A 20181-nucleotide genomic window follows, 5' to 3' on the forward strand; every position below is an offset into this window, starting at 1 on the left:
CATGGCCCATGGGGTGAGCGGTGGGCGGAATGGGGTGATGCGCTAGACTGCCGCACCATGCGTCGCAAAGCCCTATTCCTGCTCCCGTTGTTGCTCCTGGCCTGCAACCGTGAACCGGCCGCGAACGAAGCCGCGATCGCCGTCAACGTCGCCTACGACACGTCCTTCAAGAAGGGCTGCTTCGTGGTGCGAGCGCGTGACGGCTTGGGCAAGGAGGCCCTGGCCCGGGTGAACGCGGCCGATCGATCGGACAGCTCGAAGCCCGTGACGGTGGCGGTCTACCGCAAGGCGGACTGGGGGCGTGACGTGGAGATCAACGTCACGGCGTTCGAGCTGAAGGACTGCACGGCCACGGCGGCGGGAATGCCCCTGGCGACGCCGGTGGACAGCTCCACGAAGTCGTTCGCGTTCAAGGACGCGGGCAAGCAGTCGTGGGACGTCGCGCTCATCACGCCGGACGCGGATGGGGACGGCTACGTGGCCATGCGTGACGGCGGCGGCGGCACGGACTGCGATGACTCACGCGCGGACACGTACCCAGGCGCGAAGGAACTCTGCGACGGGGTGGTGAACAACTGCGGCGGTCAGGTGGACGAGGGTCTGCCGAAGACGAAGTACTACCGGGACGAAGACGGGGATGGTTACGGCGATCAGAGTCAGATGAAGGAGCTGTGCTCCGCGCCCGCCGGCTACGTGGCGGAGACCGGGGGAGTCTTCGATTGCAATGACAAAGCGAAGGACATCCACCCGGGGGCGACGGAGATCTGCAACGAGATCGACGATAACTGCAACGGAGTCAAGGACGAGGGCCTGGACCAGGAGTGGTTCAGGGACGCTGACGGCGACGGGTTTGGAGACGCAACAGCCTGGCTCGTGAATTGTGCGAAGCCCGCGGGCTACGTGGCGAAGCGCAGCGAGGGAAGTGGATTCGACTGCAACGACTCCGATGCAGCCATCAACCCGCTCGCGACGGAGAAGTGCAACGGCGTCGATGACAACTGCACGGGTGGCATCGATGAGACGTTCCCGGACAAGGACAAGTCCTGCACCAACGATGTGTGCGTTGGCAAGTTGGTATGCAACGCGAACCAGGATGGGCTCATGTGCAACGCCCTCGCGCCGGTGACCTATCACCGTGACGCGGACGACGATGGGTCCGGTTCGTCGAATTCGGCAGATGCGCTGAAGGTGTGCCCGCCCAATGGAAAGCCGGCTGGGTATGTTACGAGTAGCGATGACTGCGACGACAAGGACCCGCACAATTTCCCTGGCAACCCGGAGATCTGCGACGACCGAGACAACAACTGCTCGGCCGGAACGAATGAAGAGGCCCGGCCCTCCGGTATCTGCGGGGACAAGGGGTGGGGTCAGGTCGCGGATGCTGTGCTGGCGGCGGGGACGACGTGGAACACGGTGGCGACTGCCCCCTCGGGCTATCCCGTGTGGATCGCTGGCGCGGGTGGCGCAATGGCTGTTCGTGAGACAGCCAGTTCGCAGTTCGTGAGCTGGAACGGGAAGTGCGGCAGCTTTGACTGGCGAGCTGCTTGGGTAAGGCCCGATGGAGCGATCTTCCTGGCGGGGGCCGGTGGAAACATCGCAGTCTTCAAACTGGGAGATTCAGCCTGTGCCAGCCTCTCCACCGCGGCAGCGACGGGAGGGACAACCTCGAATCATCCGCTCACAGGAATCATTGGCTTCATGAGCGGCGGCAACACACTGGTCTACGTGGTGAATGACGATGGCCAGGTCTACGAGTGGCGTGTCGGTCAGGCCTTGACGGCCAAACTCGATGTCAGTGGGCGCAAGTACCAGGACATCCACGGGTTCGACATGACGCACGTCCTGGTGGCTGGATACACGGGAAACTCTTCGAATCCCACTCCGGCGTTGTTCTCAACGGATGTCACCCAAACAACGCCTGGAACGACGTTGCACTCGTTCGCCAGTGCTCTGCCCAATAGCAACAAGGTGTTGTTCAACAAGGTTTGGGCTTGGGATGCGACCCATGCGTATGCCGTGGGGACACAGGGCGCGATTGTGAGATGGGACGGCGTGAGCACGTGGACGCCAGTGAACCCTGGCGGGCTCAATCTGGAGTTCAGCAGTGTGTGGGCGATGGACGACGCCTCTGTTTATTTGACAGACACGTCCGGAGTGATCCGTTGGCTGTCCCCGAGTGGTTGGAACACGCGGTACAATTCGGGCGGCGAGCTGCGGGACCTGGTGGTCGTACCGCGCACGGACGGCTCGAACATCTGGGATTACTGGGCGGTGGGTCCCAACAACCGCGTCATCCACTTCCCGGAATAGTTCCGGAAGTTCCTCCCGCCACGCATCCGTCGTGGCGGGAGTGCAGCCCCTGGGCCTTCAGTGACAAGGTTCAGTATTGAACGCCAGGAATGCTGCTCTGGCATGTCTGGATGGTTTTGAGTGTTCCCGATAGTGTCGGTCCATGGCACGAATCATGGACCGGGGGATTGCAGCGCTCCTCATCTGCGGGTTGATGGGGGTGCCGCGCTTGGCGCAGGCCACGGAGGCGTTGGACCGACAGCTTCGCGAAGCGGTCCGCCTCTACGAAGACCTGGAATATGAGCAGGCGTTGGGTTTGCTCAAGCGGGCCCACCAGTCCTCGCGAGGCGCCTCCGATGACACCGCGGTGTTCCTGCTCGAAGGCATCGTGTGTGCGGACTTGGGGCGCTGGGAGACTGCCCGCAGCGCATTCCGGTCCGCGCTGCTTCGGCAGCCCGAGGCCCGGCTTCCGCTGAAGGTCTCTCCGAAGGTGGAGCGCGAGTTCGAGGCGGAGCGAGTGAAGGCGCGCCAGGAACTCGCTCGTCGCACCGCAGCCACCCCCGCGAGCAAGACGGTCGCGACGTCCAAGCCTCTGTCCGTGGACGTGGAGAAGCCGCAGGTCGGGTCAGTAGCTCTCGTGGCTGAGGACCCGCTGCGAGCGGCCGCTCCGGCTGAGTCCGCTCCCGTGGCGTCCTCCGCACCTTCAGAGGTGCTCACCCTCAGGGGTGACACGACACGCAGTGGAGCCGCGAGCGGTCGTCGAGTCTCGACAGTGACGTGGTCGCTCTTGGGGGCGGGCGTGGTGGCGGGTGGGGTGGGTTCCGTCTTTGGCGTGTCGTCACGAGGTCATGTGGCGGATGCGCGCAAGGCGCAGTTTCAGGACGAGCTCATCCTTCATCACACTCAGGCAGAGAGCACCGCGCGGACAGCGAACATCCTCTTCGGGGTAGCAGGCGCCGTGGCAGTGGGGGCGGTGGTGACGTGGCTGCTGACTCCGAGCGAGTCAGTGGCCTCTGTGGAGGTGGCGCGATGAGCCGCCTGACACTCTGTGGACTGGGTTTGTTGTGGGGCGTGATGGCGTGCACGGTGCCGGGTTTGGACGAACTCCAGGGTGGGAGCGCACGCGCCTGCAATGCGCAGCATGTCTGTGCCAGTGGCTCCGTGTGCATTCAGGGAACCTGTCAGCCCTGCGACGGCGCAGTCGTTCAAGCGTATCCAGATGCAGACCGAGACGGTCACGGCGCGATGGGAAGGCCCGCGGAGGTGTTTTGTGGTCGTGCACCCGCAGGTTATGCGACGTCGAATGACGATTGTGACGACACGAACCCAAGTACCTATCCGGGCGCGAAGGAACTCTGCGATGGGCTGGTGAACAACTGTGGCGGCTTGGCGGATGAGGGCCTGCCGAAGACGAAGTACTACCGGGACGAAGACGGAGATGGTTACGGCGATCAGAGTCAGATGAAGGAGCTGTGTTCCGCGCCCGCCGGCTATGTGGCGGAGACTGGGGGAGGCTTCGATTGCAATGACAAAGCGAAGGACATCCACCCGGGGGCGACGGAGATCTGCAACGAGATCGACGACAACTGCAACGGAGTCAAGGACGAGGGCTTGATCCAGGAGTGGTTTCGAGACGCGGACGGTGACGGTTTTGGCGACGTGACGGCCCGAGCCGTGAACTGCGCGAAGCCCACTGGCTACGTGGCGAAGCGCGCGGAGGGGAATGGGTTCGACTGTAACGACAACAATGCGGGGATCAACCCTCTCGCGACCGAGAAGTGCAACGGCATTGATGACAACTGCACGGGTGGCATCGACGAGACGTTCCCGGACAAGGACAAGTCCTGCACCAACGACGTGTGTGGGGGGGCGTTGGTGTGCAACGCGAACCAGGATGGGCTCGTATGCAACGCCCCCCCGCCGGTGACTTATCACCGTGACTCGGACAGCGACGGGGTCGGTTCGGCGAATGCTGCGGATGCCCTGAAGGCGTGTCCATTCGGAGGGTATCCGGCTGGATACGTCCTGAGCAGCAACGACTGCGACGACAAGGACCCGCACAATTTCCCTGGCAACACGGAGATCTGCGACGACCGAGACAACAACTGCTCGGCCGGAACGAGTGAGGAGGCCCGGCCCTCCGGTATCTGCGGGGACAAGGGGTGGGGTCAGGTCGCGGATGCTGTGCTGGCGGCGGGGACGACGTGGAACACGGTGGCGACTGCGCCCTCGGGCTATCCCGTGTGGATCGCTGGCGCGGGTGGCGCAATGGCTGTTCGTGAGACAGCCAGTTCGCAGTTCGTGAGCTGGAATGGGAAGTGCGGCAGCTTTGACTGGCGAGCTGCTTGGGTAAGGCCCGATGGAGCGATCTTCCTGGCGGGGGCCGGTGGAAACATCGCAGTCTTCAAACTGGGAGATGCAGCCTGTTCAGGCCTCTCCACCACGATAGCGGAGGGGGCACAGCACTCGAACAATCCACTCAGTGGCATCATTGGTTTCGTCGAGAATGGTGTGACTACCGTCTATGTTGTGAATGATCAGGGGCATCTCTATCAATGGATTGTGGGGACCTCGCTCAAATACAAATCGGGGCGTGCGCCGAACTATCAGGACATTCACGGGCATGATGCGGCTCATCTTCTGCTGGTTGGATTCACGGGAAACCTTTCGATTCCTACCCCTGCGCTGCTGTCTGCCGATGGGAGCGTGGTAAACCCCGGGTCCACGCTACATGCGGTTGACTCGAATACACCGACCAAAACAATCATCAATAAGGTGTGGTCGTGGGATGCATCGCATGCCTACGCAGTAGGTACGAATGGAGCCATGTTGCGTTGGGATGGGGCTTCCTCATGGGCATTCGCTAATCCGGATCCCACGGTCAATTTTAGTCTCACGAGTGTGTGGGCATTGGATGAATCGACGGTCTACACGACAGATGTGCTGGGCGCAGTCCGTTGGTTGTCCCCGAATGGTTGGATCACACGGGTCAACGGTGGCGGCGAGCTGCGGGACCTGGTGGTCGTGCCGCGCACGGATGGCTCGAACATCTGGGACTACTGGGCGGTGGGTCCCAACAACCGCGTCATCCACTTCCCGGAGTGAGACGCGTCAGGGCGCGCGGAGTCTCCGCGCGCCCTGACGGATTCACGGTCCGCTCGTCTCGTAGCTGGAGGGCGTGGTCACTCGGACTGGACCACGCGTCTGTTTCGGGGGCGCGCGGGTGAAGGCCCAGAAGGTCAGGGCACCCGCGCTGAAGCTCGCGCCCAGCACGCAGACCCCGGTCCATCCCCAGTGCGCATACGCGAGCGTCGAGGCGATGGCGCCCGCCCCGCTCCCCACGGAATAGAAAAACATGTAGCCCGCGACGAGCCGACTGCGAGCCTCGGGGCGCACGCTGTAGAGCATGCTCTGGTTGGTGACGTGCACGGCTTGGATGGCGAGGTCCAAAAGAATGACTCCCACCACCAGGGCCCACAGGGAGTCGCCCAAGAGCCCGATGGGCAGCCACGACACCCACAAGAGCACCAAGGCGCTCCCCGTGGTCGCTTGTCCCAAGCCTCGGTCCGCGAGCTGTCCTGCTCGCACGGCCCCCAGCGCGCCCGCGGCTCCCACCAGTCCGAACAGGCCCACTTGGGTCGCTGAAAGCGAAAGCGGTGGCGCGCTGAGCGGAAGCACCAGGGACGTCCAGAAGGTGCTGAACGCCGCGAAGATGAGCATGGCGAGCACGCCACGAACGCGCAGCAGTCGCTCCTGCACGAACAGGTCGAACACCGAGCGAAGCAGCCGCGAATAGGACAGGGCCGCTTCCGCTGGCGCGTGCCGGGGCAGCACGCGGAACAGCGCCGCCGCCATCCCCACCGTGAGCAGCGCGGAGAGCAGATACACCGCGCGCCAGCCCGCGAGGTCCGCGACCACGCCCGACACCGTGCGCGCCACGAGGATGCCGAGCACCACGCCCCCCGTCACCGTGCCCACCACGGTTCCGCGCTGCTCGGCCGATGCCAGGGTCGCCGCGAAGGCCACGAGCACCTGGGTCACCACCGCGAGGAGCCCCACCACGGCCATGCCCAGGAGCAGCCCTCCCCGAGTGTGCGCGAACCCCACCAGGACCAGCGCGCCCACGGACAACAGGAGCTGTCCCATGATGAGTCGCCGGCGCTCCACGACATCTCCCAGCGGCACCACCAGGAGCAGCCCGAGCCCATAGCCCGCCTGAGTCACGGTGACGACGATGCCGATCGACGCCGCGGGAATGCCCAGCTCGACCGCCATCGCCTGGAGCAGCGGCTGGGCATAATAGACATTCGCCACGGACAGCCCGCATGCCACGGCGAACAACAGCACGACCGAGCGAGTCAGCGGAGGCGTGACTTCCTGCCCCGCCTGCGTCGCCAGTTCTCCGTCCGCCTCCTCGCCCCTCGCACCCCGCTGCTCCATCCGCATCCTCGTCACTCCGTCATGTGGTTTCGTTTTGAAACCAGCTCAGGGGTAGCGAGGCCGGTTTCAGGTTGCAACCAGATTTGGGGCCGCTAGGTTTGAGGGATGAAGCGGACTCGGTTGGAGGGAACGCCTTGCCCCGTGGCCCGGGCGCTGGATGCCGTGGGCGACGGTTGGTCCCTGCTCATCGTGCGCGATGCGTTCGATGGGCTTCGCCGGTTCGGTGAGTTCCAGAAGAGCCTCGGCCTGGCGAAGAACATCCTGGCGGCGCGGTTGCGCTTGCTGGTGGCGGAGGGCGTCCTGGAGCTGGCGCCCGCGTCGGATGGCAGCGCGTATCAGGAGTATGTGCTGACGCCGAAAGGCCGTGGGCTCTTCCACGTCGTGGTGGGGCTGCGCCAATGGGGCGAGGACCACTGCTTCGCGCCGGGAGAGGAGCGCTCCGTGCTGGTGGACCTCTCCGCCGAGCGGCCCGTGCGCAGGTTGCAACTGCCCGCGCAGGATGGACGGCTGCTGGGCCCGGACGACGCGGTCGTGAAGAAGGCCCCGGTGCGCAAGGCTCGCGCGAAGCGATAGGGCCCGCGAGCCTCACGTCCCCGCGTGACTCAGGGGCCCGGGGCGGCGGCGGGCTTCGCGGGCTCGCTGGGCAGCTCGCGCAGGGGCGTGAGTCGCTCCAGCAGCGGGCCGCCGTGCTTCAGCCTCGCGATGCGCTGCGCGGGATAGATGCCGCGGTGGCCCGTGAGCAGATACGCCACGACCGAGACGATGGCCACGTGGGGCAACACCGTGCTGCCCAAGAGCTCCACCGCCATGATGGACAGCGCGAGCGGGGTATTGGCCGCCGCGGCGAACAGCGCCGCCATCCCCACCGCCGCGCCCATCTCCACCGGCAGATGGAGCAGCCGCGCCAGCAGGTTCCCCAGCGCTGCGCCGATGAAGAACAGCGGCGTCACCTCCCCGCCCAGGAAGCCCGCGCCCAGCGTCACCACCGTGAACACCAGCTTCCACGCGAACGCGGACCCGGGCAGCGTCGGGTCCTGGAACGCGCGCACGATGCCCGGCACGCCCAACCCCAGATAGTCGTCCGTGCCCGCCAGCTTCCACAGGGCCACCACGCCCAGGCCGCCCAGCGCCATGCGCACCGGAAGCCACGGCACGCGCCGCTCCAGCAGCTTCTTCGTCCGGTGAGTGCCCTCGACGAACAACACCGCCACGCCCGCCACCGCCACCGCGAACACCAGCCACTTGCCCACCATGGGCCACGTGAGCGGCAGCGCCGAGGGGAGGGGGTAGGCCGTGTGGTGGATGCCCAGGCCGCGCGTCACCAGGTCGCCCACCACCGCCGCGACCAGCGCGGGCAGGAGCGCCTCGTAACCGAGCCGCCCCACGCACACCACCTCCAGCCCGAACACCGTCCCCGCGATGGGCGTGCCGAACACGGAGCCGAAGCCCCCCGCGATGCCCGCGGCCAACAGCTCGCGCCGCGTCTCCACCGTCACGCGCAGGCGATGCGCAATCGCATCCGCGAGGCTCGCGCCCATCTGCACCGCGGTGCCCTCGCGCCCCGCGCTGCCTCCGAACAGGTGCGTCAGCACCGTGCCCAGCAACACCATGGGCGCCATGCGCACCGGAATCTGCGCGTCACCCGCGTGCACCGTGTCGATGACCAGGTTGTTGCCGCCCCGGATGGCGTGGCCCCACTTCCCGTACAGCGCGCCCAGCACGAGCCCCGCCACGGGCAGCAGGTAGACCATCTCCTCGTGGCCTGTCCGCCACTCGGTGGCCTTCTCCAGCAAGAAGAGGAAGACCGCGGATGCGACGCCGCACACCCCGCCCACCACGCTGCCCAAGGCCAACCACTGCGCCAGCGCCCGCGCGCTCCGAGAGAGTTCCACGCGGCGCAGTGTAGGCGCTCCGCGTCTGAAACAATGCGTCATCCAGCGGCAGGCCGCGTCATCCGTGGAACACTGCGTCAAGAATTTCACGTTGAGTAGCTTTTGCGGGTTTCGGTGGTGATTCTCCAATCAACCCCCTGTAGCCTGCGCGCCCCTCACCCCACCCCCTCCGTCGGAAACGACAAGGAGCAGGTCATGTCTGTTCGGCGCAGCAGCTTGTCCCTCGCCGCCATGGTCGCGGCCGCCACCGTCAGCGGCAGCGCGATGGCGAGCACCATCAACCAGAACACCTCGTGGACCATCAACCGCTCGGCGTCGTCGACGTACCGCATCGTCGCGTACGGTGACTCCATCTACGCTGGCTATGAGGGTGGCCTCTTCGACGTGGCCCGTCGCGCGGCGCCGATGATTCAGGGTGAGTACGCCGCGAAGACGTGGGGCAGCAACGTGGAGGTGGTGCGCCGCACGAAGTCCGGCGCGAAGGCGGACGACATCTACAACAACAAGATTGTCTCCGAGAAGTCGTACATGCAGGCCACCAACACGCGCGCCGTCGTGTTCGAGATGTGTGGCAATGACTACCTCCAGGCGCGCAGCGCGTTCTCGGGGCAGTCCGGCACGTGTGACTACAGCGGCCTGGAGAGCGCGCTGTCCGCGTGTGCCTCGTACACGGAGAAGGCCATGCAGGCCATCAACCAGTACGCGACCACGGCCAAGGTGAAGATTGTCTCCAACATCTACTACCCGGGCTATGCGTCGGATGACACGCTGACGGGCTGCACCGACTCGGTCACCGGGCAGAAGGTGAACAAGCAGGCCAAGTTCCTGCCGCTGCTGGCGCGCAGCAACTGGCGCACGTGCAGCCTGGCCACGAAGTATGGCTTCAAGTGCTCGGACTCCTTCGCGGAGATGATGGGCGCGGAGTACGACTCGAACGGCGACGGCAAGGTGGACGTGGACGGCCTGCGCTACGTCGAGGGTGAGTCCGAGGCCGACTACGTGACGCGCATCACCACCACGCTGCGCTCCACCATCCGCGACTCGAACGGGCACCTGGCCAACGCCAGCACCAGCTACGACTACCTCCAGTCGGATGACACGCACCCGACCTACTCGGGCAGCACCATCAGCCTGAACTGGTTCTCGGGCACGGGCTCCGGCTCGGCCGCTCCGGCGTACACGGACGCGCAGATGTCCGGTGGCAAGAACCCGGTCTGGAACCAGTTCGGCCACGAGAAGATGGGCTGGTCGATGTCCACGTACAACCCGGCCACGCCGTGAGTTGACGTGTCGCGCTGGGGCCTCCGACTCCGCTCGCGGGGCGGGGGCCCTTCGCGTTTCTGGAGCCTCACATGAGGTAGAAGCGCACGAGGAGCAGCGCGGGCAGGCCGCCGTAGTACGCGAGCCGGCACAGCCACTCCGCCCCGCGCCGCGTGTTGCGCGCCCAGCGAGGACCCAGCCACGCCGCGCTGAACGACAACACCTCCGCCAGCGCGCGCCAGAAGCACGCATACAGCACGAGGCTCAGCGTCACGGGCACCCAGAAGCGCCCGAAGGTCTTCAGGTACGCCGTGAGCCCGTGCATCTGGTACTCGCCCAGCCAACCGCCGAACGCGATGTACTGGTGCGCGCGGAAGAAGACGCCCGTGATGAGGAGCGGCACGCCCACGTGCTTCAGCGCGAGCTGGTGCGGGCGGCGCAGCCACATCGCCTGTCGTGCCTGGGCATACCGGACCAGCGGATGCGTGCGCGCCGCGCCCAGGGGGCCGTGCGTCGAGAGGGCCTCGAGCAGCGGGGATGGATCCTGCGTCTCCAGGAAGCGGCCGAAGGTGCGCCCCGTGCGCAGGCGCAGCGTGAGGCCTGGACCGGGCAAGGGCACCCAGGCCGGGTGGACGCCGGCGAGGGCGTCGAAGGGAAGCTCGAAGCGCTCGCCGCCGCGCAGCGTGAGCACCAGCCGCGAGGGCTCCACGGCCACGCGGGCGCGCGTGAGCCCGCGCAGCACCGCGACCAGCGCGAGCGGCAACAGTCCTCCGAACACGAGCCCGCGGCCCACCGGGCCGGGCTGCACGGTCTGCGTGCCCGAGACGACGTCGCTCAAGAGCTGCGCGGTGAAGAAGAGGATGCTGCCCAGCGATACGCCCTGCGCGAGCATGGCCAGCCATCGCAGCGCGGTGGGGTAGGCATGGACCGCGAAGGTCGCGTGGGCGGACTCGGAGTCGATGACCTCGGGCGCGGCGGAGACGGGCACGGTGGACGCGTTCATGCGGCGCATTCAGGCGGGTGACGAGGCGCGGTCGACGGCCTCGGGTCGATTGCCTCAGGAGGAGGGGCTCCGTAGCATACGCAGCCCGGAGGTCCTCAGCGAACATGCGGTCGCCGTCTCCATCGCCTCAGCGCCGCATCGATTCCGACGGAGTCACCCACGTCGCGCCCGAGCGCTCCGGCAGTCGCGCGGCGCTCTGGATTGTCGGCGGTGGGCTCGTCTTCACCGTGGCATGTCTGGTGTTGAGCGGCTGGTTGATGTCCTCGACACCGGAGGTCGAGGCGTCACCGCCCATCGCGCAGGAGCCTCTTCCCGTCGAGCGGCTCCCCGAGCCCGCGCCCTACGTGGCGCGCGCGCAGGTGCCGCCGCCGTCTCGTCCCGCCCCGCAGGTCGCGGCCCCGGCGGTCGAGGCGCCCAGCGAGCCGCCCGCGCCCCAGGCCGCGCCGTACACGGGCCCCACGGGCATGGGGCTGTACCAGCGCGGCACCAAGCCGCTGAAGCGCGGCATCCTGGTGCCCGAGGGCTTCGAGCTGCCTCCGGGTTACATGCGCCACTACCAGGCCACGGATGACGGCGAGCGTGTGGCGCCCATCTTGATGTTCCACCCCGACTACAAGCCGCTCGACGCGAATGGACAGCCGCTCGCGTTGCCGGAGAACCGCGTGGTGCCCGTGGAGATGGCGCCGGCGGGCATGCCCATCCAGATGCTGGAGTTGCCAAAGGAAGAGGCGGGGAGCACTCCGTGAGGCTGCCGAGACGGGGGGCGCGGTCCTTCCTGGCCGTCCTGGCGACCACGGGGATGTTGTGGCTCGTCTCGCGCATGCAGGTCCCCTGGGTGGTCTTGGGCTGGGTGGCCCTGGTGCCGTGGCTTGGGGTGGTGGACTCGGCGCGCTCGGCCCGTGAGGCCTGGGGGCCGGCGCTGTGGCTGAGCCTGTGCTTCAACGCCGCCGTCTTCGGGTGGTTCCCGGAGGCCATCGCCGCGTATGCGCGCGCGCCCGCGTGGGTGTGCTGGGCCGTGTTCCTCGCGCTGTCTCCGCTGCTGGAGCCGCAATTCCTCGTCTTCGCGCTGGCGCGCCTGTGGACGCGTCGCGCGGTGGGCGAGGATTCGCGAGGCGCGTGGTTGCCGCCCGCGGTGGCTGGGTTCGCGTACCTGGGCTCCGAGTGGCTCGTGCCCAAGCTCTTCGCGGAGACGCTGGGCCATGGCTTCTATGCCTCCGAGTGGCTGCGTCAGGGCGCGGACGTGGCGGGCGCCCCGGGCCTCACGCTGGTGTTGCTCGTCGTCAACGAGTGCGTGCTGGCGGCGGTGAAGGGGTGGCGCGCGGGAGGCGCTCGGCGCGCGGTGCGGCCCGTGGCGGTGGCGCTCGCGGTGGGGCTCGGATGTCTGGCTTATGGCGCGGTGCGCTTGCGACAAGTGCGCGCGGCGGTGGCGCCGGGGCCCGGGCTGCGCGTGGGCGCGGTGCAGGCCAACATCACCCACTACGAGAAGCTCGCGGCGGAGCGCGGCACCTACGACGTGGTGCGGATGATCCTGGACACGCACTACGCGCTGTCGGACGCGCTGTTGCGGAGCGGTCCGGTGGACCTGCTCGTGTGGCCGGAGACGGTGTATCCGACCACGTTCGGCGTGCCGAAGAGCGAGGACGGCGCGGCGCTCGATGATGAGATTCGCGCCTTCGTCACGCGGTCCGGCGTGCCGCTCGTGTTCGGCACGTATGACCTGGAGGGCGAGCGCGAGTTCAACGCGGCCATGTTCCTGGGCCCGGATGGTCACGGCGGACTGACGCACACGGCCTATCGAAAGACGATGCTGTTCCCGCTGACGGAGTGGGTGCCCGAGTCCGTGGACTCGCCCACGCTGCGCGAGTGGTTGCCGTGGACTGGCTACTGGAAGCGGGGACCGGGGCCGCGCGTGGTGGCGCTCCCATTGCGCGAGGGGCGCGTGCTCAAGGTCGCGCCGCTCATCTGCTACGAGTCCATCTTCCCGGGCTACGTCGCGGAGGAGGTCCGACAGGGCGCGGAGCTGTTGCTGACGCTGTCGAACGACTCCTGGTTCAGCGGCACGCCCGCGCCTCGGCTGCACCTCATGCACGCGGCCTTCCGCAGCATCGAGACGCGGCGGCCCCAGGTGCGCGTGACGAACTCGGGCATCTCCGCGCTCATCGACCCCACGGGCGCGGTGCTCGCGGAGGTGGAGGACCAGCAGCGCGCGAGCCTGCCGCTGAGTGTTCCGACGACAGCGCCGCTGACGTCGCTGGCGCTGGCGTGGGGGGACTGGCTGGGCCCGGTGGCGCTGCTCCTGTCGCTGGTGCTGGGCGTGGGCGCGCGCGGTTACTTCTCGCGCAGCCGGATGGAAGCGATGCGGTCATCCGGGGTGAGCGTCACGATGTAGCGGTACGTCTTCGGACCGAACGCCACCATGTACGTGTACACGCGGTCATCGCCGACCGTGGTGCGCTCCGCGAGCACCAGCGGTCCCTCGGGAGGCAGGGGCTTCATGAAGGCCTGATAGGCCTTGGTGAGCTCCTGGAAGACGTTCGCGCGCGCATAGGCGAAGTCCTTCGCGTCGAGCGTCCCGGCCCGGACCTGTCCGAGCAGCGTGGTGAGCCTTGCGGTCACCTGGGGCTCATGGTCCTCGATGGGCGCGAGCCGTGACGGGCCGAGCGCGGGATTCACGATGGCGGCGATGCCCTCCGCGATGAGCCCGGAGTGCGCGTCGGCGGAGTTGGCCAGGACGATGATGGACAGCGAATCGCCGAGGTATCGCGCGAACGCGCTGGTGAAGCCCTGCCATGCGCCCGTGTGTTGATGGAGGGGCTGTCCGCCGCGCTCGGTCACCTGCCAACCAAAGCCATACGGATAGGTGGCGCCGCTCGCGAGCCGCACGGGCGTGAGGATCTCCTTCCAGCTCTCCGGCGTGAGGATGGCGTGTCGCTGCACGGCCGCGTCCCACGCCACCAGGTCCTGCACAGACACATAGAGCGAGCCGTCCGCCGTGGTGTTCAGTGAGGGCGCGACCCATTCCTGGTTCTTCACCACGCCGTTCACCATGCGATAGCCACTGGCGCGGTGCGGGATGACGTCGTCCTCGCTGATGCCTCGCGCCGTCGTCATCCCCGCGGGCTGGAAGACCCGGTCGCGGAGGACGTTGAGATACGACGTGCCCGCGACGCGGGTCACGATGATGCCGAGCAGGTCATAGCCGGTGTTGCTGTAGTTCCACCGCGTGCCGACGGGGAACTCGATGGGCAAGGTGTAGATGAAGCGCACCAGCTCCTCGTCCGTGAAGTCCTTGCGCGGGTCGAGCAGGCCCTCGAGGTCCGCGATGCCGGAGGTGTGCGTCAGCAGGTGGCGCACGGTGATGCCGTCCCAAGAGGCCGGCGCGTCCGGGAAGAACTTCTTCACCGAGTCGCTCAGCGCGAGCTTCCCCGCCTCGACCTGGAGCATCACCGCCATCGCGGTGAACTGCTTGCCCAGGGAGCCGGACTGGAAGAGCGTCCGGGGCTCCACGCGCGCGTCGTGCTCCAGGTTGGCGAAGCCATAGCCCTTCACGAGGAGGACCTTGCCGTGGCTCACCACGCCGATGCCGAGGCCGGGGATGTGCTGCCGCGCCAGCTCCGCGCGCACGAAGGAGTCAATGCGGTCCCGCACCGCGGGCGAGGGAGCTGCGGCTGCGCTCGCGAAGCCATACAGCGCGAACATCACGAACAGGGGACGGAGGCGGTGCATGGGGCTCCTGTCTCGCCGCCAGCCTTCAGGTGGCGGGGCTCCGTGCACCAGAGCACGGCGCGAGGGCCTTGGGCAGGGCGTTGGCTGTGAGGTGTGCACCACGCATCGCTGGGTCGCGACCCATGCGTCGGCCCAGACGTGAGGCGGCCTCGCGGCGCGGCCCGCGGGGGCCCGCTCAGGCGGCGGGCTGCGCTGGCGTGCGGGCCTCGGGCAGCGCGGGCGCGGCGGGCCGCTGCGCGATGACCTGGATCTCACGGCGCAGGTGCGTGACGCGGCAGACCTGGACCCAGGCCCACTGCAACGCGAAGCGGACGTACTCGTAGGGCGCGCGCAGCCCCTTCGCCAGCCGCCGGCGCAGGATGTCCTTGCCTGCCTTCACCGGGACCATGCCCGCGCGCGCGCACGCGTCCGCGAGGTTCTTCTCGTAGAAATAGACATGGTGCTGCCAGCCGCGGCGGTCCGGGCGGAAGGAGCGACCGCGCCGTGGCATGACGATGATTTTGTAATAGGCCGCGTCCGGAACGATGACGAAGGCCACGCCACCCGGGCGCAGCACGCGCTGGAGCTCACGCAGCCCGCTCATGGGCTGGTCCACGTGCTCCAGCGTGTGCTTGAGCGTGATGATGTCGAACGAGGCGTCCGGGAAGGGCAGCTGCGTCAGCGAGCCGTACTCGGCGCGGTACCCCCGCTCGCGGCACAGGTCCACCGTGAAGCGCGAGTAGTCCAGCCCCGTGGCGCTCAGGCCCAGCCGCTGCGCGGCCTCCAGCACGTAGCCCGCCGAGCACCCCACGTCGAGCAGGTCCTTCGCGTGCGGCGCGTACTCCAGACAGGCGAGCACCTGCCGCTCGCACTTGCGCACCCGGTGGTCCCAGCGGCCCAGGTACTTGGCGCGGTTGTGTTTGAAGTACTTCTCCTCGTAGCCATCTCCCAGCCCGGGGACCTGCTCGCGCTTGTAGATGAGGCCGCAGCCCGTGCACCGCCCGAAGGACAGCTCGCGGTAGGTGATGACCTCGCGAGACTCGGTGGCCTCGCAGACGGGGCAGGCGGCGTAGAAGGGGGTGCGCATGGGCGTCGGGCGTGCACTATCGGGTGTCGCCTCTGGAAGCGTCAAACACGCCGTTGCCCGCATGCTCCTCGGGCGAGCAACGGCGCAGGTTCGCTGCGGCGAGGTGCCTCGTGAGGAAGGGAGGGAGCGAGCCCCCTCCCTTCCTGGAACATCAACGGCTACGGGCTGAAGGTGCCGGTGAGCACGCTGGCGCGGGCTCGAGGCAGCGCGCGCTTGAACGGGCTCGTGGCCAGGTTCGAACCGGGCTGGTACCAGCTCTGAATCTCAGCGAAGTAGGTCTGTCCCGCCTGGAGCACATCCGGCGGCAGGTACACGCTTTGGAGATCCGTGTGGAGCACCGCCACGTTTGTTGCAGTGGTGGCACCATTGCTCGTGCCGAGCCGGTAGATGTTCACCACGTAGTTCGTGGCTGTGCCAATCAGCGGCTTCGACCAGCGCAGCGATGCATCGGTTCCCACGCCGGTGAGGTTCTGGAACGCGCCTCGCGTGTTCACCTGGGGCGACTGCACCGGCCCGATGAGGGGCTCCACGGGCGCGGCCGTGAAGGCGCTCGCCTCCTGCTCCACGCGGATCTCCACGTTCATGGAGTAAGGCGCCGCGCTTCCCAGCGCGTAGTCCTTCGTGAAGCCCGCGATGGCGAAGGCCATCTTCTGCCACGTCGACGGAAGCGGGTTGTTGTAGGCCATGGGCCCCGTGACGAGGTCGGTCTTCTGCGCATCCGGGTTGAGCGTCACGAGCAAGGGCGGCCCGCTGAGGGCCGACAGCGCGGAGCCCACCGCGGCAGGACGCGCGGACATCCAGATCTCGTTGTACGTACTGACCGCGTCAGGGTTCACCTGGGTGTGGAGGGCGTCGAAGGCGGAGCGTCTCCAATCCACCGAGAAGGTGCCCGTTGCCGAGGGCTGCGTGAAGGTCCCGTTGACGGTGACGGGCTGTCCCGCCACCTGCGTCACGTCCGCGAGCATCACCTTGTGCATTGCGCGGTAGGGCACGCCGTTGGCGGTGGTCTGCCAGCGCATCTGCGCCAGCGAGAGCTTATCCCCGAGGCTGGTGTCGAGCAGGACGGGGTTGCGCATGGTGGCGTAGTCGAAGGTCAGCCCGGACAAGGACGTGGCGCCCGAGAGCGGGCGTCCCGTCGTGGCGTTGCTGTCGGCGTATCCGTACGTGCCCGTGTTCAACGAATACATGTCCAGGAAGTCTCCCGACTGCCAGGGAGACAGGCCGGTGGCAGAGACCGTAACGGGCGTGGGGACCGAGACGAAGGTTCCGTCGCGGCCCCACTTGGTGGAGCCCAGGTCGAACGTCCGGTCGGTGCTCACCAGGTAGCGCGAGCCCAGCTTCAAGTAGATGCGGCCGGACGGGACGTTGGGCACCGAGATGGTTCCGTCCGCGGCGCCCGAGCCCGGATACGCCGTGAATGCTCCCGTGGTCGAGTCCCGCGTGTAGGCCAGCACCGAGGTTGTGGATTGATTGTATGGCTTTGTTTCAGTGCTCGAGAAGGCGACGAAGGAGACGGGGCTGGTACCGGTGACCTGCGTGACCAGGCCCTGGGGGGCCTGGGCGGTCGCGTCCGTTGCCACGGAGGGGGGCACGGCCTCGGTCTCGTCGAGGCCCGCGCAGCCGACCCCAGTCATTCCGGCCATCAGGCCGAGGGAAATCAATGACATCTTCATTGTGTGGGAATCCCTTTCGACGACACTCAGATGGGCGTCGTCAGGGAGATTCATATCGCGCCGGTCTGACATGTCTGGGCATGCTTCGACTCCACCTGGCCCTTGATACAACACATGAGACAGGTGGATCCGGCGGGCACTTCCGTGAGGCGGACCCCGTGACGGCGGGCGCTGTCCGCTCGGGTCTCGTCAGAGACGGCCGGCCTTCAGCTCGCGCACCACGTGCTCGCTGGCGCGCACCGTGAGCGCCATCATGGTCAACGTGGGGTTCTGCGCTCCCTGCGAGGGGAAGCACGCGCCGTCCATGACAAACAGGTTGGGCACGTCCCAGCTCTGGTTGTGAGCATTGAGGACAGACGTCTTCGCGTCCGTCCCCATTCGCGCCGTGCCCACCTCGTGGATGGCCATGCCCGGCTTGGACAACGTGCGCCCCACGCGCTCCACTGTGCAGCCCGCTTCCCCCAGCATCTCCAGGCAGGTGGCGACGGCGTCCTCGGCCATGCGCTTCTCGTTGTCCGAGTGCTGGCATTCGATATGCGCGGCGGGGATTCCCCAGCGGTCCTTCACGGTGGAGCTGAGCGTCACCCGGTTGTCCGCGCGCGGCAGCATCTCGCCGAAGGGGACGAGGTGGACTTGATCCGCGAAGGTGAACATCTGCACGCCGTAGCCGCGCGCGAAGTCTGACTCCTGCCGCGCGAGGTTGCGGAAGCGCGGGATGTACGCCCAGCTCTGCTCGGCTTGCTGCTCACCGGCTGACAACGCCAGGCGGGCCTCGGTGCCCAGCATGTATGTGTGGTCCATCAAGTTGCGGCCGAGCTGGCCCGACGAGTTGGCGAGTCCCTCGGGAAGCTCACGGCTGCGGGAGTGCAACAACAGCCGCGTGGACTCGATGGTGCCGGCGGCCAGCACCACCACGCGCGCGCGGACCTCCTCGGTGCGACCGGTGCGCGTGTCCGTGAAGATGACGCCGCTCGCCCGCCCGAGCTTCGGGTCATGCAACACCTGACTCACCACCGCGTGGGTGCGCAGCGTGAGGCGGCCCGTGCGCAGCGCGGCGGGGAGGGTGGAGGGCGCGGCGGCGGTCCTTCTCGCGATGACCCGGCGCTCGGGCCAGCGGCGCTCGATGCGAGCCTTCACGCGCTGCTCGCCCGCCGTGAGCGGAACAGGGGCGGCGTAGTGCGAGTCAGGGAGGGTGTCGAGGCCGTCCGCGTTGCCGCGAATGCCCATCCACCGCTCGACGACCTCGTAGTGTGGCGCGAGCTCCGTGAGGCTCAGGGGCCAGTCGGGTCCATGCCCGTCGCGGCTGCCCGCTTTGAAGTCATGATCCGACAGCCGATAGAACTGGCGGCCGTGGCTCGCCACCGAGGTTCGACCGCCGACCTGCCGAGCGCGAATCCAGGCGAAGGGCTGGGACTCGGGCGTGGTGTAGGGATTGTCGACATCGTCCACGAAGGCGTGGGGATGGAAGGGCCACGCGAAGGTGGTGGACTGAATGGGCTGCCTGCCGAGCCGCTTCGCGTCCGATTCGACGCGATAGCCCAGCTTCTGGCGGAGCCGATGCAGGACGCGCAGCACCTTGTCCTCGCGGGGGCCGCGCCCTGCCTCCAGCACGAGGACCCGGAGCCCCGCTTCGGTGAGTTGCTTCGCGGCCCAGCCGCCACATGCCCCCGACCCCACCACCACCGCATCGAACGTCGTCTTGGCCGCGCCCACGCAGGTCTCGTCCCTCACGCAGCGGGACGCTGCGAAGCTCGAAGTGACAGGCGAGCCTATGCGGCGCTGGCGCTTCCACCAAGGGAGGGCCTGGACGACCCCGGGCTTTCTGGGAGACTCGTGGCGCGCGGCAGGTGTCAGAGGGGGCGATAGAATGGCGAGGAAGTGGCGGGCGGTGCTGGGCAGTGCGCTGACGGTCGGCGTGCTGGGCGTGGGGGCCCTGTTCCTGCGCGCGATGTGGCGCTCCGAGCAGTATTTCCATTACCCGAGACCCGCCGCCGTGCGCCCGGAGGATCTGGCCGAAGCCGAGGACGTCCGGCTGCGGACCGAGGATGGACTCCAGCTGCGTGGTTGGTACCTCCCGTCGCGAAACCACGCGGCGGTGGTGCTGGCTCATGGGCTCTCGCAGACGCGCACGGACCTGCTGCCCGAGGCGCGGGTGCTGCGCGACGCGGGCTATGGCGTGTTGCTGTTCGACCTGCGCGCGCATGGGGAGAGCGAGGGCGCGTTCTCCACGTGGGGTGACCTGGAGCGGCGGGACATCCGCGCCGCGCTGGCCTACGTGCGAGGGCGTCCCGACGTGGAGCCAGCGCGAGTGGGCGCGCTGGGGTTCTCCATCGGTTCGGCGGCGGTGGCCGAGGTGGCCGCGCAGGACACAGGCGTGGCGGCGGTGGTGTTGCTGTCGCCGTTCAACACCTTGCGACTGGCCGCCGCGTATGACTTTCGCCGGTTCGGAGTGGTGACGGAGTCAGGGGCGCTGATGCCCTTCTGGCGGCGCGGCATTGCGCTGGACGAGGTGAGGACTCAAGCCGCGGTGGAGCGCATCCGTCCGCGCCCGCTCTTCATCGTCGCGGGGACTGAGGAGTCAGGTCAGCCATTGCTGGATGCGTTGTTCGCGCAGGTCGCGCCTTATGCCCAGACATGGCGAATCCAAGGCGCGTCGCATGGTGGATTCCAGGTCACCGAGCCGCAAGCGTATCCGCGCCGCCTGCGGGCGTTCTTCGACGCCGCGCTGCTGTCCCCGATACCGCCCGCCGAGGTCGCGCGGTAGCACCGCGATGCGGGAGCGGGAGCGAGATGCCGCGTCCCCTGCGCGGTGGAAGGGGCGCCGCGTGACGG

The 20181-nt window shown here is 67.7% G+C and carries 15 protein-coding genes; 8 read left to right on the forward strand and 7 right to left on the reverse strand.

The genetic code is table 11. The annotated features are described in order from the left end of the window. Positions 1–57 precede the first annotated feature (57 nt). The 3 genes from KRR26_RS22845 (at position 58) to KRR26_RS22855 (ending at position 5394) form a co-directional block, all read left to right on the forward strand. Positions 58–2310 carry a putative metal-binding motif-containing protein gene (locus KRR26_RS22845; protein WP_217080811.1) on the forward strand — a complete coding sequence of 751 codons (2253 nt, stop codon included), beginning with the start codon at positions 58–60 and terminating at the stop codon, positions 2308–2310. A 142-nt stretch (positions 2311–2452) separates the two neighbouring features. Then, entirely contained in the window at positions 2453–3322 is an 870-nt protein-coding gene (locus KRR26_RS22850) for a hypothetical protein (RefSeq protein ID WP_217080813.1), read from the forward strand. Continuing rightward, complete coding sequence (locus KRR26_RS22855; RefSeq protein WP_120206671.1) at positions 3319–5394, forward strand: putative metal-binding motif-containing protein; 2076 nt, start codon at positions 3319–3321, stop codon at positions 5392–5394. The genes KRR26_RS22850 and KRR26_RS22855 overlap by 4 nt, the downstream gene beginning before the upstream one ends. 42 nt (positions 5395–5436) lie before the next feature. Here the strand turns inward: KRR26_RS22855 and KRR26_RS22860 are convergent, their stop codons facing one another. Continuing rightward, positions 5437–6729 (reverse strand): MFS transporter, encoded by a 1293-nt coding sequence (locus KRR26_RS22860; RefSeq protein WP_236069048.1) that lies wholly within the window; start codon positions 6727–6729, stop codon positions 5437–5439. Between the two features lie 141 nt (positions 6730–6870). Between KRR26_RS22860 and KRR26_RS22865 the strand changes: the two genes are divergently transcribed. Further along, complete coding sequence (locus tag KRR26_RS22865; RefSeq protein ID WP_233577027.1) at positions 6871–7302, forward strand: winged helix-turn-helix transcriptional regulator; 432 nt, start codon at positions 6871–6873, stop codon at positions 7300–7302. Between the two features lie 29 nt (positions 7303–7331). Here KRR26_RS22865 and KRR26_RS22870 read toward each other — a convergent pair whose 3' ends face one another. After that, positions 7332–8621: a chloride channel protein gene (locus KRR26_RS22870; RefSeq protein WP_217080816.1), complete on the reverse strand. Its 1290-nt coding sequence runs from the start codon at positions 8619–8621 to the stop codon at positions 7332–7334. Between the two features lie 195 nt (positions 8622–8816). Here KRR26_RS22870 and KRR26_RS22875 point away from each other — a divergent pair, with 195 nt between their 5' ends. Continuing rightward, a complete protein-coding gene (locus KRR26_RS22875; protein ID WP_120206675.1) occupies positions 8817–9902 on the forward strand; it encodes an SGNH/GDSL hydrolase family protein in 1086 nt (361 codons plus the stop codon). 67 nt (positions 9903–9969) lie between these two features. Here KRR26_RS22875 and KRR26_RS22880 read toward each other — a convergent pair whose 3' ends face one another. Beyond that, complete coding sequence (locus KRR26_RS22880) at positions 9970–10884, reverse strand: hypothetical protein (protein WP_236069050.1); 915 nt, start codon at positions 10882–10884, stop codon at positions 9970–9972. A 104-nt stretch (positions 10885–10988) separates the two neighbouring features. On the opposite strand from KRR26_RS22880, the gene KRR26_RS22885 reads away from it, so the two are divergent. Both KRR26_RS22885 and lnt read left to right on the forward strand, forming a co-directional pair. Further along, the gene (locus KRR26_RS22885) at positions 10989–11630 is read left to right on the forward strand and encodes a hypothetical protein (RefSeq protein ID WP_120206676.1); all 642 of its coding nucleotides are present in this window, start codon (positions 10989–10991) and stop codon (positions 11628–11630) included. Between the two features lie 53 nt (positions 11631–11683). Beyond that, positions 11684–13273 carry an apolipoprotein N-acyltransferase gene (lnt, locus tag KRR26_RS22890; protein WP_217080852.1) on the forward strand — a complete coding sequence of 530 codons (1590 nt, stop codon included), beginning with the start codon at positions 11684–11686 and terminating at the stop codon, positions 13271–13273. Here the strand turns inward: lnt and KRR26_RS22895 are convergent. The 4 genes from KRR26_RS22895 to KRR26_RS22910 form a co-directional block, all read right to left on the reverse strand. Beyond that, complete coding sequence (locus KRR26_RS22895; protein ID WP_120206677.1) at positions 13213–14610, reverse strand: serine hydrolase domain-containing protein; 1398 nt, start codon at positions 14608–14610, stop codon at positions 13213–13215. The two genes, lnt and KRR26_RS22895, sit on opposite strands and share 61 nt — an antisense overlap. 175 nt (positions 14611–14785) lie before the next feature. Further along, positions 14786–15676: a class I SAM-dependent methyltransferase gene (locus KRR26_RS22900; RefSeq protein ID WP_217080817.1), complete on the reverse strand. Its 891-nt coding sequence runs from the start codon at positions 15674–15676 to the stop codon at positions 14786–14788. Between the two features lie 158 nt (positions 15677–15834). Then, entirely contained in the window at positions 15835–17349 is a 1515-nt protein-coding gene (locus KRR26_RS22905) for an ABC transporter substrate-binding protein (RefSeq protein WP_217080818.1), read from the reverse strand. A gap of 189 nt (positions 17350–17538) precedes the next feature. Beyond that, complete coding sequence (locus tag KRR26_RS22910) at positions 17539–19080, reverse strand: GMC family oxidoreductase (protein ID WP_328707194.1); 1542 nt, start codon at positions 19078–19080, stop codon at positions 17539–17541. 136 nt (positions 19081–19216) lie between these two features. Here KRR26_RS22910 and KRR26_RS22915 point away from each other — a divergent pair, with 136 nt between their 5' ends. Continuing rightward, positions 19217–20113 carry an alpha/beta hydrolase gene (locus KRR26_RS22915; RefSeq protein ID WP_217080819.1) on the forward strand — a complete coding sequence of 299 codons (897 nt, stop codon included), beginning with the start codon at positions 19217–19219 and terminating at the stop codon, positions 20111–20113. The last annotated feature ends 68 nt before the right edge of the window (positions 20114–20181 follow it).

The sequence above is a fragment of the Citreicoccus inhibens genome (assembly GCF_019039035.1).
In the GTDB taxonomy this organism is placed as follows: domain Bacteria; phylum Myxococcota; class Myxococcia; order Myxococcales; family Myxococcaceae; genus Citreicoccus; species Citreicoccus inhibens.